This window comes from Pseudomonas baltica (assembly GCF_031880315.1).
Lineage (GTDB): Bacteria > Pseudomonadota > Gammaproteobacteria > Pseudomonadales > Pseudomonadaceae > Aquipseudomonas.
Window position 1 is genome coordinate 1747364 of sequence record NZ_CP134771.1, and the last position, 15610, is coordinate 1762973.

15 protein-coding genes and 1 pseudogene are annotated in these 15610 nt (G+C 61.3%); 9 read left to right on the top strand and 7 right to left on the bottom strand.

The annotated features are described in order from the left end of the window. Positions 1-14: 14 nt before the first annotated feature. The gene (locus REH34_RS07640; RefSeq protein ID WP_226505152.1) at positions 15-689 is read right to left on the bottom strand and encodes a UPF0149 family protein; all 675 of its coding nucleotides are present in this window, start codon (positions 687-689) and stop codon (positions 15-17) included. A gap of 257 nt (positions 690-946) precedes the next feature. Between REH34_RS07640 and REH34_RS30155 the strand changes: the two are divergent. The 4 genes and pseudogenes from REH34_RS30155 to REH34_RS07655 all read left to right on the top strand — a co-directional run. Next, a pseudogene (locus tag REH34_RS30155) lies at positions 947-1747 on the top strand (MCP four helix bundle domain-containing protein); the annotation flags it as partial. A gap of 102 nt (positions 1748-1849) precedes the next feature. Next, positions 1850-2605, top strand: coding sequence for a methyl-accepting chemotaxis protein (locus REH34_RS30160; protein WP_409373316.1), 756 nt, complete (start codon positions 1850-1852; stop codon positions 2603-2605). A 129-nt stretch (positions 2606-2734) separates the two neighbouring features. Beyond that, positions 2735-3637: an alpha/beta fold hydrolase gene (locus REH34_RS07650; RefSeq protein ID WP_311971285.1), complete on the top strand. Its 903-nt coding sequence runs from the start codon at positions 2735-2737 to the stop codon at positions 3635-3637. 69 nt (positions 3638-3706) lie between these two features. Beyond that, the gene (locus tag REH34_RS07655; protein WP_311971286.1) at positions 3707-4579 is read left to right on the top strand and encodes a formate/nitrite transporter family protein; all 873 of its coding nucleotides are present in this window, start codon (positions 3707-3709) and stop codon (positions 4577-4579) included. Positions 4580-4609: 30 nt separating this feature from the next. On the opposite strand, the gene REH34_RS07660 is transcribed toward REH34_RS07655, so the two are convergent. Continuing rightward, a complete protein-coding gene (locus REH34_RS07660) occupies positions 4610-5128 on the bottom strand; it encodes a GNAT family N-acetyltransferase (protein ID WP_311971287.1) in 519 nt (172 codons plus the stop codon). 310 nt (positions 5129-5438) lie between these two features. Between REH34_RS07660 and REH34_RS07665 the strand changes: the two genes are divergently transcribed. Beyond that, positions 5439-5840 (top strand): heme-binding protein, encoded by a 402-nt coding sequence (locus REH34_RS07665; RefSeq protein ID WP_226505148.1) that lies wholly within the window; start codon positions 5439-5441, stop codon positions 5838-5840. A gap of 65 nt (positions 5841-5905) precedes the next feature. Here REH34_RS07665 and REH34_RS07670 read toward each other — a convergent pair whose 3' ends face one another. After that, a complete protein-coding gene (locus tag REH34_RS07670) occupies positions 5906-6844 on the bottom strand; it encodes an aspartyl/asparaginyl beta-hydroxylase domain-containing protein (protein WP_226505147.1) in 939 nt (312 codons plus the stop codon). A 183-nt stretch (positions 6845-7027) separates the two neighbouring features. Then, a complete protein-coding gene (gene cysK / locus REH34_RS07675; RefSeq protein WP_226505146.1) occupies positions 7028-8002 on the bottom strand; it encodes a cysteine synthase A in 975 nt (324 codons plus the stop codon). A 124-nt stretch (positions 8003-8126) separates the two neighbouring features. Here cysK and REH34_RS07680 point away from each other — a divergent pair, with 124 nt between their 5' ends. From REH34_RS07680 to REH34_RS07690, 3 genes are all read left to right on the top strand, one after another. Continuing rightward, entirely contained in the window at positions 8127-9206 is a 1080-nt protein-coding gene (locus tag REH34_RS07680) for a DUF748 domain-containing protein (RefSeq protein ID WP_311971288.1), read from the top strand. Between the two features lie 128 nt (positions 9207-9334). Then, complete coding sequence (locus tag REH34_RS07685; protein ID WP_226505144.1) at positions 9335-10180, top strand: MoxR family ATPase; 846 nt, start codon at positions 9335-9337, stop codon at positions 10178-10180. Between the two features lie 30 nt (positions 10181-10210). Beyond that, a complete protein-coding gene (locus REH34_RS07690; protein WP_311971289.1) occupies positions 10211-11389 on the top strand; it encodes a VWA domain-containing protein in 1179 nt (392 codons plus the stop codon). A 27-nt stretch (positions 11390-11416) separates the two neighbouring features. On the opposite strand, the gene REH34_RS07695 is transcribed toward REH34_RS07690, so the two are convergent. Genes REH34_RS07695 through REH34_RS07705 form a run of 3 tightly spaced genes read right to left on the bottom strand, consistent with a single transcriptional unit; the run spans position 11417 to position 13248 of the window. Beyond that, complete coding sequence (locus REH34_RS07695) at positions 11417-11947, bottom strand: DUF2937 family protein (protein WP_226505142.1); 531 nt, start codon at positions 11945-11947, stop codon at positions 11417-11419. A gap of 10 nt (positions 11948-11957) precedes the next feature. Beyond that, the gene (locus REH34_RS07700; protein ID WP_311971291.1) at positions 11958-12743 is read right to left on the bottom strand and encodes a class II glutamine amidotransferase; all 786 of its coding nucleotides are present in this window, start codon (positions 12741-12743) and stop codon (positions 11958-11960) included. Between the two features lie 22 nt (positions 12744-12765). Further along, positions 12766-13248, bottom strand: a complete 483-nt coding sequence (locus REH34_RS07705; protein ID WP_226505140.1) for an MFS transporter — start codon at positions 13246-13248, stop codon at positions 12766-12768. A 244-nt stretch (positions 13249-13492) separates the two neighbouring features. On the opposite strand from REH34_RS07705, the gene REH34_RS07710 reads away from it, so the two are divergent. Next, entirely contained in the window at positions 13493-15541 is a 2049-nt protein-coding gene (locus REH34_RS07710; protein WP_311971292.1) for a S9 family peptidase, read from the top strand. The last annotated feature ends 69 nt before the right edge of the window (positions 15542-15610 follow it).

Genomic DNA, 15610 nt, shown 5'->3' on the forward strand with positions numbered 1-15610 from the left:
CAACCCGTGCGGTCTCAGGCCCCGCAGCACTGCTTGAACTTCTTGCCACTGCCGCACGGGCAAGGGTCATTGCGACCGACCTTTTCCGCGGCACGCACTGGGGTGTTGGTGGGGCGCTGCTCGGTCCAGTACTCATGCAACTGCACAGCCGAATGAGTAATCATATCGGCAGCAGTGAAAACGTCGATCTCCGGCAGCTCGCCCTCTTCGTAGGCATCATCGCCCAACGACTGCAGGACGATCATCGAGAGCATCACGTCCTGGTCGTCTGGCATCTTCGGCCAGCTGTCAGCCAGGCGACGGTAGCCATAGCACCATTCCTGCAGGCTTGGCATGCCATCGGCGTCTTCGTTGTCGTCGTCCAGCACCTCGTTGAAGATCGGCGCGAACTCGGCAGTATGCTCGGTGATCACCAGCTCCAGATTGCCCATGTGCTGGACCAGCAGGTTGACGAAACGATCGAATGCTTTTTCATCCTTCCACTTGGGCAGGACTTTTGGGTTGCCCCACAGCGCGTTGTACCAAACGCTGAACGGCAGGATTTCCGGGCTGGAAATCAGCGCGGTGAAAAACCCGTCGAGTTCGGAAATATCACGCACCGAGTCTTCGCTCTGGAAACTATCCAGGGCGCTCTGGAGCTCGTCCAGTTCGTCGTCGGTCAAGGGTTCGGTGCTGAGGGGGGTGTTCATTGAAGCGATCGCCTTCTTGGAAGGATGAAAATACGGCCGGGCACGTAACAGCGCTAGAAGGTATTCGTGCTCGCAGGAAAGCCGCCATTGTGGCCTATTGCTGTGCACGTTGCTCACCCCAATCTTGCAGGCCGTCTAAAAGCACCGCTCGCACCGGAAAAAAGCGTATTCAATGCGTTGACGTCAATCGAGTGTCATAAAGCCATCATCTTGTTTTGTTACAACACCATGAACAGTTGATTACTCAGGTTCGTGCCGTGAAAGCTTTGATCACTCGATTGCGTCGTCCCCTGCTGCGCCGCCTGGCCATCGGCCCGCGTCTGCTGGCCGGGTTCATCCTGACCGCTTTGCTGATGGGCGCGCTGGGCGGCTTTTGCCTGTTGGAAATGCAGAAGATCCGCCATCAGGGCGAATTGATCGAACGCGGGCCGCTGTCCAGCATCGCCCAGGCCGATGCCATCGCCATCGACCTGGTCAAACTGCGGCTGGAAGCGGCGCTGCTGCTGGCTTACGCCCACGATCCGAGCGAAACGGTGAACCGCAAGATCAACGTCGAGCAACTGGCCAACGAGGTCAATCAGGGCTTCAAGGACTACCTGGCCAACGTGCCTGCCGGCACCGAGCACGACTCGATCATGCTGCTGCAGGACGCCTATCAGCAGTTCCTCGCCCCGCTCAAGGACGCCATCGGCCTGATCGAGCAGAACCGTACCAGCGAGGCCAATGCCATGGCCAACGGAGCCTTGGGCAATCAAGGCGCGATGATGGACATGCAGGTGCAGTTGCTGCGCGAGCTCAACAAGCAGGCCACCGCCGATGCGTTGGCCGCCTCGGCCCAGACCGATGCGCAGTCGCGGCTGGTGATCCCCATTGCGATTGCCGTCGCGCTGCTGATCACCCTGCTGCTGGCCTGGCGCCTGAGCGTCAGCATCATTCGGCCGTTGCGTCAGGCCCTGCAGGTCGCCCACACCGTGGCCGCTGGCGACCTCAGCCAAGCGGTGCACGCCGAAGGCCGGGACGAGGCTGCACAGCTGTTGCAGATGCTCGGCCACATGCGCGACCAGTTGCATGGGGTGATCAGCCAGATCGGCGGTGCAGTGACGCGCTTGAATGCCGCGACGCACGAGATGGGCGCCATCATGCAAGGCAACGCCGAGGGCATGCAGCAGCAGTACAACGAGATCGAGCAGGCCGCTACGGCAGTCACGCAAATGAGCCAGGCGGTGGAAGAGGTGGCCGGCAACGCGGTCTCGACGTCCACCGACTCTCGCGCCTCCAGTACGGCGGTGCGCCAGGGCCAGACGCAACTGGACCAGACCATGGCCGACATCGGCGAACTCACCGACCAAGTCGAGCAGGCCGCCGCCCGCGCCCAGGATCTGGCCGCGCAAACGGCCGGCATCAACAAGGTACTGGATGTGATCCGCAATGTCGCCGAGCAGACCAACCTGCTGGCCCTCAACGCCGCCATCGAAGCGGCCCGCGCCGGGGAAGTGGGACGAGGTTTCGCGGTGGTCGCTGACGAAGTACGCGCCCTGGCTCACCGCACCGGCGCCTCGACCCGAGAGATCGAGCAGATGATGGGCGGTATCCATCAGGGCACCGGCCTGGCCGTGCAGGCCTTGGCCGCCAGTGCGAGCCAGGCGGGGCGAACCCGAGAACGGGCGCAGGCGGCCAAGGATGTGCTGGGCAGTATTGCCCAGGCGGTGGCGACCATCGATGAGCGCAATCAGGTGATCGCCAGTGCGGCCGAACAGCAGGCCCAGGTGGCGCGCGAGGTGGATAGCAATCTGGTGCGGATTCGCGATCTGTCGCTGCAGAGTGCTACCGGCGCGGCACAGACCAGCGCCGCGAGTCAGGAGCTGGGGGAGCTGGCAGTGGAGCTCAATGGCATGCTGGGGCGGTTTTCGTTGTAAACCTATACCGCGCGTCAGGCGGCGTAGAGGCCAGCCCCGACACTGACATGTCGAGACTTGAACCAGCCCTTGCCGCTCCCGAATTTTTTCGCCATCTTGGAAGCCATCCCCCCGTACCAGGCCCGCGCCATGCCCACACCTGCCGCCCCCATCAAACGCCGTCGCTGGCTGCCTTGGCTGTTGCTGGCGCTGTTCATCGGCGTCGGCCTGCCTTACGGTTGCTCGCAGCTGGTCCACAAGGAGCGGGAGCTGATCTTCAGTATCGAGCCGGGCAATGCCGGGTGGTTCACCGGCATACCCGCCGGCATGCAGGAACTCGACATCCCGATCGACAAGACCCTCAGCAGCAACCAGTACCTGCACGCCTGGTGGTGGCCGGCACGCGGCAGTAACGCGCCGACCCTGTTGTACTTGCACGGCATGCGCTGGAACCTGACCGCCCAATTGGGCCGCATCACCGCCCTGCACAACATGGGCTTCGCGGTGCTGGCCATCGACTACCGCGGCTTTGGCCAGAGCCCCGGCGACCTGCCTTCCGAGCGCAGCGTCTATCAGGATGCCCAGGCCGCCTGGAAACGCTTGGTACAACTGCAACCCGATGCCGGCAAACGCATGATCTACGGCCATTCGCTGGGCGGCGCGATCGCCATCGACCTGGCCGAACAGATCGACAAGGACGACCTGCCCAAGGCCTCGGGATTGATCATCGAATCGACCTTCACCGACATGGGCGCCGCCGCCCAGGCGGTGATCAAGACGTCGCTGCCGGTGCGCTGGATCCTGTCGGAGAAATTCGATTCCATCGACAAGATCGCCGACGTCGGCATTCCGGTACTGATCGTGCACGGCACTGAAGATCAATACATCCCGCCGCGTTTGAGCGAAGAACTGTTCGAGGCCGCCATGGCGCCCAAGAAGCTGCTGCTGATCCCAGGCGGCACCCATAACAACAGCATGATCGTCGGTAACCGACAGTATGCTGAAGCGATTCGCCAGCTGTTCAAGGTCGATGCGGATATAGGCGCCGGCTGACGCAACTAACTCGCCACTGCCAGAGTCTGTGCTAGAACCCCGAATGACTTCAGCGTTCAAGGATTCAGCATGGACTCCAGGCCACAACCCGATACCTCCCCCGAGCCTCACAAGGACGGCGAAACGCCCGGTTTGTCCAAGGACGAGAAAAAGGAAGCCAACGAACAGCAGCCTTCCCGGGCGGCGGTGCTGCACGAGATCATCCGCAGCCAGGGTGATCATGAGCTGGAACGCAGTTTCGCGGCGTTGTTCTGGTCCGCGCTGGCGGCGGGGCTGACCATGGGCCTGTCGCTCATGGCCATGGGTTTGCTCAATTCGCGGCTGCCGGACGCTGAAGGCTTCAAGGTCATCGCCAGCTTCGGCTATTGCGCGGGCTTCCTGGCGGTGATCCTCGCGCGCCAGCAGTTATTTACCGAAAACACCCTGACCGCCGTGCTGCCGGTGATGACCAAACCGACGCTGAACAACTTCGGCCGCCTGCTACGGCTTTGGGGCGTGGTACTGGTGGGCAATCTGATGGGCACTCTGCTGGTGTCCTACGTGATGCTGCACCTGCCGATCTTCGATAGCAAAACCGATCAAGCCTTCCTTGAGATCGGCCGCAAGGTCATGGAAAACGCGCCTTGGCCGATGTTCGCGAAGGGCATCATCTCGGGTTGGATGATCGCCACGCTGGTGTGGATCATCCCTTCGGTCAAGGATGGCAAGATCTGGCTGATCGTGATGGTGACTTACCTGATGGCGCTGGGAGACTTCACCCACATCGTGGTGGGCTCGGCAGAGGTGTCGTATCTGGTCTGGGCCGGTGAACTGAGCTGGGGCGAATTCTGGGCGCACTTCGCCGGGCCGACCCTGGCGGGCAACATCATCGGCGGCAGTTTCATCTTCGCGCTGATAAGCCACGCCCAGGTGCGCAGCGACAGCGCGCCGCAAGGGGCCTGAAATCAAGGGCCCTGAAACACAGCCCACCGCTCAGCGGCCGCACAGTTCCAGGCGCCGCTGCAGCACGTTGAACGATACCGGCTCTTCGCGCGCCGGGCTGGCCGCGAGGGTCATGCACCAGTAGTCCGCTTCGCAGTGCACGTCGATGCTCTGGTGCACGCCGATCGGGGCGAACCCCAAGCGCTTGTGCAAATCGGCACTGTCACTGTCATGCACCGACACCGCAGCGTAAATCGCCATGAAGCCTTGCTCACCCAAGTGCCGAATCAGGCTGTTATACAACGCAGCGGCTACGTCGGGATCCTGCCCCGGGACTTCGACGCGAGCATCCACTGACCAGCGCAGCGCCATCAGTGAGCGGTGCGCAGCGCCATAGGCATAACCCAACACGCGGCCCGCCTGCTCTGCCACCAGAAAGGGGTACAGCTTGAGGGTCTGTTGTATCAGCTCGGCAAACTCGCGCCGTGAAACATCAGGCGGGCCAGCTTGCAGGGCGAGCAGCGCGGCGGCGTCCTCAAGGGTGGCCGTGCGCACATGCAGATCAATCATACAGTCGAGCTTCCAGTGGTATTTCCCAGGTGCGAAATATCCCTCGCATCACAGCTCCTGAAGACATCCATCCGAATTGTGTCTTTTTTTTACCAATTCATTCAAGTGTGTTTGACGCCATTTTCATGACACAGATCAATACATGGAACACTCAGCCTTGCTAAATCCCCGCCATTGGGTTGAAAGCCCACAGGGCAGGCGACTTACACCTATGGGAATATTTTCGTACGGTTCGATCAACGGATCGACACTGGACAGCCCGCGCGCAAAAAGCCAATGATGGCCGTTTCCCTAGATGGAGCCTCTTCCCATGCAGAGTAAATTGATTCTCGGCCATACCGAAGTCACCCGCATCCTCGCTGCCGCCCGCGCGGAGGCGCAGCAACACCAGTGGGCAGTGACTATCGCAGTGGTCGACGATGGTGGCCATCTGTTGGGCCTCGAGCGCCTGGATGGCGCGGCCGCGAGCACAGCGTACATCGCCACCGAAAAAGCACGGACCTCGGCCTTGGGGCGCAGCGAGTCGAGCAAGTACGAAAAGATGGTCAACGAAGGGCGCACCTCGTTCCTGTCCAACCCGGTGCTCACCAGCCTCGAAGGCGCGGTGCCCGTGATCGTCGGCGGTCAGGTCATCGGTGCGGTGGGAGTGTCGGGCGTGGCGTCCAAGGATGACGTGCAGGTAGCGCGGGCGGGCGCGGCAATCCTCGCCTGAATCACGCCGCCCCCTCCCCCCTTTTGGGAGCGGGCTTGCACGTCGCCACTCGGGTATGGGCGGTGTCAGCCGAACAACCAGTAGCCCACCGCCGTAAATACCACCACCGCCAGCACTGGCCGCAACACGCGGTAGGCCTTGGGATTGCGGCGCTTGAAGGCCTTGACCTTGGCGCTGAAGCCATTACTGAAGCGCTTGCTGAAGGCATAGGCTTGGTTGATACCGCCCACGCGTTCGTCGTCGGTGTTCTGCGGTGCCGTAGCGCGACCGAGAAAGTCACTCACGGCCTTGTTCACCCGTCCCATGATACGGTTGGACAGCGGCCGCTCGATGTCACAGAACAGAATCACTCGGGTCACGTCAGTCTCGTTCTTGACCCAATGCACATAGGTCTCATCGAACATCACGTCCTCTCCGTCGCGCCAGGCATATTCCTTGCCGTCGACGAAAATGCGGCAGGCATCGGAGTTGGGCGTCGACAGGCCGAGGTGATAGCGCAGCGAGCCGGCAAACGGGTCGCGGTGCGGGTTGAGGTGACTGCCGCCTGGCAGCAAGGCGAACATCGCGCCCTTGACGTTGGGGATGCTGTTGACCAGCGCCACGGTCTTGGGGCACAGCGCCTCTGCGGATGGCAGGGCCTTGTCGTACCACTTCAGGTAGAAGCGCTTCCAACCCTTCTTGAAGAACGAGCCGAATCCGGCATCGTTGTCCTTGGCGGCGGCGCGAATATAGCCTTCGTCGAACAGGTGCATGGCCTCTTCGCGGATGGTTTCCCAGTTGTTCTTGAGCACATCGAGTTCGGGGAACTTGCTGCGGTCCAGATATGGCGTGGAAGGTACGCTGGAAAACAGGTACATCAGGGCGTTATAAGGCGCGAACAATGCCGAATGATTGACGAACTGGCGCAACACCGGCAGCCGCGCCTTGCCGCGCAAATGCACGTACAGGATGCTGCCGACGAAAATCAGCAGCACCAGTAGCTTGGCGGCGAGAGAAAGGGTCATGCGTGGACTCCACGAAAAGGCAGTCCACCATGATAAACCCGATTGCAGCGGGGGAACACCTGTGGCGACGGGGTGGGTGATTTGGGTCAATGGAGCAGCCTGTGCCGGCACCTTCGCGAGCCCGCTTCGCGAGCATTGTCGGAGCAAGGCTTGCCCGCGAAGGGGCCAACCCTGCCTACATCACTACTGCTGCAACTCAGCCTCGGTAAACAAATCGCTGAACAGCATGCTCGACAGATACCGCTCACCCGAATCCGGCAGGATCACCACGATGGTCTTGCCTTGCATCTCCGGCTTCTCCGCCAGGCGTACCGCCGCCGCCATGGCCGCGCCGCAGGAAATGCCGCAGAGAATGCCCTCCTCCTGCATCAAGCGCAGGGCCATGGCCTTGGCCTCGTCGTCACTCACTAGCTCGACACGGTCCACGATCGACAGGTCGAGGTTTTTCGGCACGAAACCGGCGCCGATGCCCTGGATCTTGTGCGGGCTTGGCTTGATTTCTTCGCCCGCCAGCGCCTGGGTGATCACCGGCGAACCGATCGGCTCCACGGCCACCGAGAGAATCGACTTCTTCTGCGTGTGCTTGATGTAGCGCGAGATGCCCGTAATGGTCCCACCGGTGCCGACCCCCGCCACCAGCACGTCCACGGCGCCGTCGGTATCGTTCCAGATTTCCGGCCCCGTGGTCTTCTCGTGAATGGCCGGGTTGGCCGGGTTCTCGAACTGCTGCGGCATGAAGTATTTGTCAGGGTCGCTGGCCAGCAACTCGGCGGCCTTGTCGATCGCGCCCTTCATGCCCTTGGCCGGCTCGGTGAGCACCAGCTCGGCTCCCAGCGCCTTGAGCACTTTGCGCCGCTCGACGCTCATCGACGCCGGCATGGTCAGCAACAGCTTGTAGCCCCGCGCCGCAGCCACGAAGGCCAGGCCGATACCGGTGTTGCCGGAGGTGGGCTCGACGATGGTCATGCCGGGCTTGAGCCGACCTTTGCTTTCGGCGTCCCAGATCATGTTGGCGCCAATCCGGCACTTGACCGAATAACCGGGGTTGCGCCCCTCGATCTTGGCCAGGATGGTCACGCCCCGCGGGGCGATGCGGTTGATCTGCACCAACGGCGTATTGCCGATGGAATGCGCGTTGTCGGCGAAAATGCGGCTCATGGGACGGGTCCTTATGCATCAGCGTCAAAACTCAAGGGTATGCCTGCCGGGCGAACGAGTCCAGTCGCGGCGAACCGATGGCGTGCCCCGCAGTCAACCGTCCATATCTCACGAGAACCTGGTCATGAAACGTCGCTACAGCTGGCCCATGTGGACCCTTGTCGGTCTGGTGTTGATCCTGGTCGTGGTGCATATCGCCCTGCCCTACGTGGTGCGCAACTACCTCAATGACAAGCTGGCGAGCATGGGCGACTACCATGGCCATGTCGATGACGTCGACCTGGCGCTGTGGCGCGGCGCCTACCGGATTAACGGCCTGCAGATCACCAAGGTCGACGGCAAGGTGCCCGTGCCGCTGCTGGACGCACCGTTGATCGATCTGTCGGTGAGCTGGCATTCGCTGTGGTACGACCATGCCGTGGTGGCCGAGATGGAGTTTGTGCGTCCGACGCTCAACTTCGTCGACGGCGGCACCAACAAGCAAGCCTCGCAGACCGGTAGCGGCACCGACTGGCGCGCACAACTGGGCAAGCTGTTGCCGATTACCCTCAACGAGGTGCGCATCGACGACGGCAAGATCAGCTTCCGTAACTTCACCTCCAAGCCACCGGTCGATCTGCAGGCCACCCAGGTCAATGCCAGCGTCTATAACCTGACCAACGTGGTGGATGTGCAAGGCAAACGTGACGCGCGCTTCACGGCCAAGGCCCAGCTGTTCGGCCAGGCCCCGGTGGAAACCACAGCGACCTTCGATCCGCTGAGTAACTTCGAGGACTTCGAATTTCGCTTGCGCGCTACAGGCATCGAACTGCGCCGGCTCAATGACTTTTCCAGCGCCTATGGCAAGTTCGACTTCAATGCGGGCACCGGCGATATCGTCATTGAGGCCGATGCCAGGAAGGCTCAGTTGAGCGGCTATATCAAACCGCTGCTGCACAACGTCGATGTGTTCAATTGGCAGCAGGATGTCGAGAACAAGGACAAGGGCATTTTCCGTTCCATCTGGGAAGCCATTGTCGGCGGCTCGCAGACGCTGCTGAAAAACCAGAGTAAAAACCAGTTCGCCACCCGAGTGGACCTCAGCGGTAATGTGCACCGCCAGGATATCAGCGCCCTGGAGGCGTTCTGGGAGATCCTGCGCAATGGGTTCGTGCAAGCGTTCAATGCCCGATATGAACAAGCGCCGCCAAGTGCTGATAAATAGCAGGTAGCAACGTCAAACCTGTGGGAGCGAGCTCGCGCGTGCGGCCACATGGACGGTGTCGCGTTCCCATGATTTAGCCCCCGCGTTATAGTCGGGAATATTCATTCAACAAGACCGGAGTTGCACCGATGAAATTCGAAGGCACAGCCGCTTATGTCGCCACTGACGACCTGAAACTGGCGGTCAACGCAGCCATCACTCTGCAACGGCCTTTGCTGGTCAAGGGCGAACCCGGCACCGGCAAGACCATGCTGGCCGAGCAACTGGCCGAATCCTTCGGCGCACGGCTGATCACCTGGCACATCAAATCGACCACCAAGGCCCATCAGGGCCTCTACGAATACGATGCCGTCAGCCGCCTGCGCGACTCGCAACTGGGCGTCGACAAAGTCCACGATGTGCGCAATTACCTGAAGAAGGGCAAGTTATGGGAAGCCTTCGAATCCGAAGACCGGGTCATCCTCTTGATCGATGAAATCGACAAGGCCGACATCGAGTTCCCCAACGACCTGCTACAAGAACTCGACAAGATGGAGTTCTACGTTTACGAGATCGACGAGACCATCAAGGCCAAGCAGCGGCCGATCATCATTATTACCTCCAATAACGAGAAAGAACTGCCGGACGCCTTTCTGCGCCGGTGCTTCTTCCATTACATCGCCTTCCCCGATCGCATCACACTGCAGAAAATCGTCGACGTGCATTACCCCAACATCAAGAAGGAACTGGTCAGCGAAGCGCTGGACGTGTTCTTCGATGTACGCAAGGTGCCGGGCCTGAAGAAAAAGCCCTCCACCTCGGAATTGGTCGACTGGCTCAAACTGTTGATGGCCGACAACATCGGCGAAGCGGTCCTGCGCGAGCGCGATCCCACCAAGGCCATCCCGCCCCTGGCAGGCGCCTTGGTGAAGAACGAACAGGACGTGCAGTTGCTTGAGCGCCTCGCGTTCATGAGCCGTCGCGGCAACCGCTGACTTTCGATTTTCTGCCAAAGGGCGACGGCCATGCTGCTCAACCTCTTCAATGAAATGCGCGCCGCCAAGGTGCCGGTGTCGGTGCGCGAGTTGCTCGACTTGATCAACGCTCTCCAACAGCGGGTGATCTTTGCCGACATGGATGAGTTCTACTATTTGTCGCGGGCGATTCTGGTCAAGGACGAGCGCCATTTCGACAAGTTCGACCGGGCGTTTTCGGCGTACTTCAATGGCCTGCAAAATCTCGATCAACACCTCGAAGCACTGATTCCGGAAGACTGGCTGCGCAAGGAGTTCGAGCGCTCGCTGACGCCCGAGGAGCGCGCCGAGATTCAATCCCTCGGCGGCCTCGACCAGTTGATCGAAGCCTTCAAGCAGCGCCTTGAAGAACAGAAAGAACGCCACGCCGGTGGCAACAAATGGATTGGCACCGGCGGCACCAGTCCGTTCGGTTCGGGGGGCTACAACCCCGAAGGTATCCGCGTTGGCGATGCCGGCAAGCGCCAGGGCAAGGCGGTGAAAGTCTGGGATCAACGCGAGTACAAGAACCTCGACGATCAAGTCGAACTCGGCACTCGCAACATCAAGGTCGCTTTGAGGCGCTTGCGCAAATTCGCCCGCCAAGGTGCGGCTGATGAGTTGGACATCGATGGCACCATCGACCACACCGCTCGCGATGCCGGCCTGCTGAATATCCAGATGCGACCGGAACGACGCAACTCGGTAAAGTTATTGCTGCTGTTCGATATCGGCGGCTCGATGGATGCCCATGTAAAGGTGTGCGAAGAGTTGTTCTCGGCTTGCAAGACCGAGTTCAAGCATCTGGAGTATTTCTACTTCCACAACTTCATCTATGAATCGGTCTGGAAGAACAATCTGCGGCGCACCTCCGAGCGCACTTCCACCCAGGACCTGCTGCACAAATACGGCGCCGATTACAAAGTTATCTTCGTCAGCGATGCGGCCATGGCGCCCTATGAAGTCACTCAGCCAGGCGGCAGCGTCGAGCACTGGAACGAGGAAGCCGGGTATGTGTGGATGCAGCGTTTCAGGGAGAAATTCAAGAAGTTGATCTGGATCAATCCATATCCGAAGGACACTTGGGGCTATACCGCCTCGACGCAGATCATCCGGGAGTTGGTCGAGGACCAGATGTATCCCCTGACCCTGCGCGGCCTGGAGGAAGGGATGCGTTATTTGGCCAAATAACGCGGCCCCCGTGGGAGCGGGTCAGGCTCAGCGCCAGCTCTCGTGCTTGCTGATCTTGCCCCGATGCCGTCCACCGGCAAACGCCCAGTCCAGCAGCACGATAAACCCTTCGATCAGCCACGCCAGCAGGAACGCGCAGGCCATCCCCCAGGCAATGGCCTCGGGCGCCAGCAGCACTTGATAGCTGTAGCCATTGGCGGTCTCGTCAAGAATCGCCGGATCGGCGGCGGTGATCACGTGCCAGGCTCTCTGATACCAGGGGCCCTGCAGCGCCATCCATTCGGCATCCAGCGCGGCCTGGCGACTGGCCAAGGTGCCGATGCTGGTAGCGTCGCTGCGGAAAACCGGGTCTTCGCTGCTGCGATAATGCTCGACCAGCGCCTGCAGATTACCGTTGAAGAACTGGTTGGCCGTGTCATTGAAACCTTTGAGGCTCTGCTGCGCCTCGTTCAGATGCGCCTCGACCCGATGGCTGTAATCGTTGATGAAACCGGGCACCTGCACGCCCACCAGCAGGCCGAAGGTAAACAGAATCAAGCGCGCGTAACTTCGCAGCATGGGAGCTTCCCTATTCGATAACCGCTGTCTGGCCATGGTCTGTGCATTCACCGCCGCGCCACAGGCGCCATTCGCCCGAGGCGTAGCGATGCCAGATCTCGTCTTCGGTCAGTGGCTCGGTGGCGATCACCGTGACCACATCGTTGGGCGTGGTCTCGGCCTGAAAATCGACGATCATGTCCACATCTTTGAGGCGCGCCGGGCCGAAAGGTGCCCGCCGGGTGATGTGCACCAACTTGCTGGAACAGAAACTGAACAGCCCATCGCCGTCGCTCAGCAGACAGTTGAAAACGCCTTGGCTGCGGTACTCGGTACAGGCTTTGACCAGTACCGGCAGCAGCGCTTGGAGGCTGACCGGCTCGGGAAATTCACTGCGGATGCGGTTGAGCAGATCGCAAAACGCTGCCTCGCTGTCGGTATCGCCCACCGGCCGATAAAAGCCGACTGCCGGGTTGAAGTCGGCCAACTGGCCGTTGTGGGCGAAACACCAGTTGCGCCCCCACATCTCGCGCACAAACGGGTGAGTGTTGGCCAGGCACACCTTGCCGACATTGGCCTGGCGGATGTGGCCGATTACCACTTCGCTCTTGATCGGGTAACGTTGCACCAGTTGTGCGACTTGCGATTCACTGCTCGCGGTCGGATCCTGGAACAGCCGCAGGCCGCGGCCTTCGTAAAAGCCGATGCCCCAGCCATCGCGGTGCGGCCCGGTGCGGCCGCCGCGCTGCATAAGCCCGGTAAAGCTGAAAACGATGTCGGTCGGAACGTTGGCACTCATGCCCAGCAATTCGCACATGTGCGGGTTCTCGCAATCAGCGTTAGAGGCGCGGTTCTACGCGATAACCTGTATTGGCCGCAGCGGGACGGCGCTCGCCGCGTGCCTCGAATCGTTCCTGGGCCTCTTCCTCGGCCTTGATTTCGGCGGCGCGACGCTCGGCGGCGACCGCCTGCTCGGCCTTGCGTCGGCGCGAGGCACTGACGATCGGCCAGCGAATCAGCACGAAGATCAGGTACAGGCCAAAGGCGAACATGCCATACATGGCCAGATCGGACGCGGCCTGCAGGATGTTGTTACCTGCCTTGACCAGCAGATCCAGGGCCGTGATGGCGATGGCCGGCGCGTAAAGCTCCTTGAGTGGATCGACGATGGTCGGCGTGGCCAGCAGCACCAGGGCCAGCACGCGCAGCGGCTCGCGTAGATAGCGCCACATCCAGCGGGTCAGGCGAAACCAGACCAACAAGCAGCCGACAGCGGCGATAGCGTAGATGCCCCAGGCGAGGAAATAATCGTGCTCGGTCATGGTGTCCGTGGTAAGGCTGGCAAAGAGACGCTTATGATAACGGCTTTATGGAAGCAAAGCTTCCCCGAGAGCGTCGTGGTGCTGCTGATGGCCTCTTCGCGAGCAAGCTTTGCTTGCACAGTGCAATGAGGTCCCGCACCGTACAGGTGTCGGAGCAAGGCTTGCCCGCGAAGAGGCCCGTATGAACGCCATCATTTGCAAGCCCATCCCAGGCGCTCGACTTTCAGATAATTCAGGAATCCTCATGGCCTCGACCCCCTCCCTGCCTCCCATCGCCCGTCGCGCCGCGGGTGACGACCCCTATGCCTGGCTGCAAGAGCGCGACACCGATGCCGTGCTCGACTACCTCAAGGCCGAAAACGCCTATCAGGAAGCGCAACTGGCCGATCAAGCCGAATTGCGCGAGCAGCTGTTCGAAGAAATCAAAGGCCGGATCCGCGAAACCGATCTGTCGCTCGCCTCGCCCTGGGGCCCTTGGCTGTACTACACCCGCACCACCGCCGGCGATGAATACGCTCGCCACTACCGCTGCCCGCGCCCGGCCGATGACTCGCCGACCGTCGACGAACAGCACGAGCAGTTGCTGCTCGACCCCAACGTGCTGGCCGAAGGCGGCTTCCTCTCGCTGGGCGCCTTCAGCATCAGCCCGGACCAACAGCGCCTGGCCTACAGCCTCGATACCAACGGCGAGGAAACCTATCGCCTGTACATCAAGGAGCTGAGCAGCGGCGCGATCACCGAGCTGCCGTTCGAGCAATGTGACGGCAGCATGACCTGGGCCAACGACAGCCAGACCCTGTTTTTCGGCGAACTGGATGATACCCACCGCCCCTGGAAGCTGTATCGCCATCGCCTGGGCAGCGACATCGCCGAGCCGGTGTTCGAGGAAACCGACGGGCGCTTCTTCCTGCACTGCTACCGCGCCAGCTCCGAGCGCCAGTTGATCCTGCTGCTCAACAGCAAGACCACCAGTGAAGCGTGGGTGCTGGACGCCGAGACACCGCTGGGCGATTTCACCTGCCTGGCGCCGCGGGTCGAGGATCACGAGTACTACCCCGACCACGGCCAGCTCGAAGGCCAGTGGACCTGGTTTATCCGCAGCAACCAGGCCGGCATCAACTTCGCACTCTACCAGGCAGCGGACACCGGCCAGGTGCCGGGCCGCGAACAGTGGCAAACCCTGATCGAACACCGTCAGGACAGCATGCTCGAAGGCGTCACCCTCAATGCCCAGGCCTACAGCCTCAGCTTGCGCGAAGGTGGCTTGCCGATTATCGAGGTGCACCCGCAAGGCGCCGCCGCATATCGCGTGCAACTGCCGGATGCGGCCTACAGCCTGTATATCTCCGACAGCCTGGAATTCGACAACCCCCGCATCCGCCTGCGCTACGAGGCCCTCAATCGCCCCGCTCAGGTGCGCCAGCTCAGCCTCGCCGACGGCGCCCAAGTGGTGCTCAAGGAAACCCCGGTGCTCGGCCCGTTCAACGCCGACGATTACCTGAGCCAGCGGCTGTGGGCGACCGCAGCCGATGGTACTCAGGTGCCGATCAGCCTGGTGCAGCGCCGCGATACCGTGGGCACCGCTACGCCGCTGTACCTCTATGGCTATGGCGCCTACGGCGAGAGCCTCGATCCGTGGTTCTCCCATGCTCGCTTGAGCCTGCTGGAGCGCGGCGTCGCCTTCGCCATCGCCCACGTACGCGGTGGCGGCGAGCTGGGCGAAGCGTGGTACCGCGCCGGCAAGCAGGAACACAAGGCCAACACCTTCAGCGACTTCATCGCCTGCGCCGAGCACCTGATCGAGCAGCAACTGACCAGCCCCGCCCAGTTGGTGATCAGCGGTGGCAGTGCCGGTGGCCTGCTGATCGGTGCGGTGCTCAATCAACGCCCTGAACTGTTCCGGGCAGCGATTGCCGAAGTCCCGTTCGTCGACGTGCTCAACACCATGCTCGACCCGGACCTGCCGCTGACGGTCACCGAATATGACGAATGGGGAAATCCACAAGAAGCTGACGTCTATGCGCGCATCAAGAGCTACGCTCCTTATGAGAACGTCAGCGCCCAGGCGTATCCGGCCACATTGGTGATTGCCGGTTACAACGACAGCCGCGTGCAGTATTGGGAAGCGGCCAAGTGGGTCGCCAAGTTGCGCGCCACCCGCACCGATGATCACTTACTGCTGCTCAAGACCGAGCTCGGTGCCGGGCACGGCGGCATGAGCGGGCGCTATCAGGGCTTGCGAGATGTGGCACTGGAGTATGGATTCGTGTTCAAGGTGCTCGAGCTGGTATAAATTCCTACTACCCTGCGGGCGATTCGGCGTTCGCCCCGGGGTTTTCACCCATAGCAAAGACCTGATGCC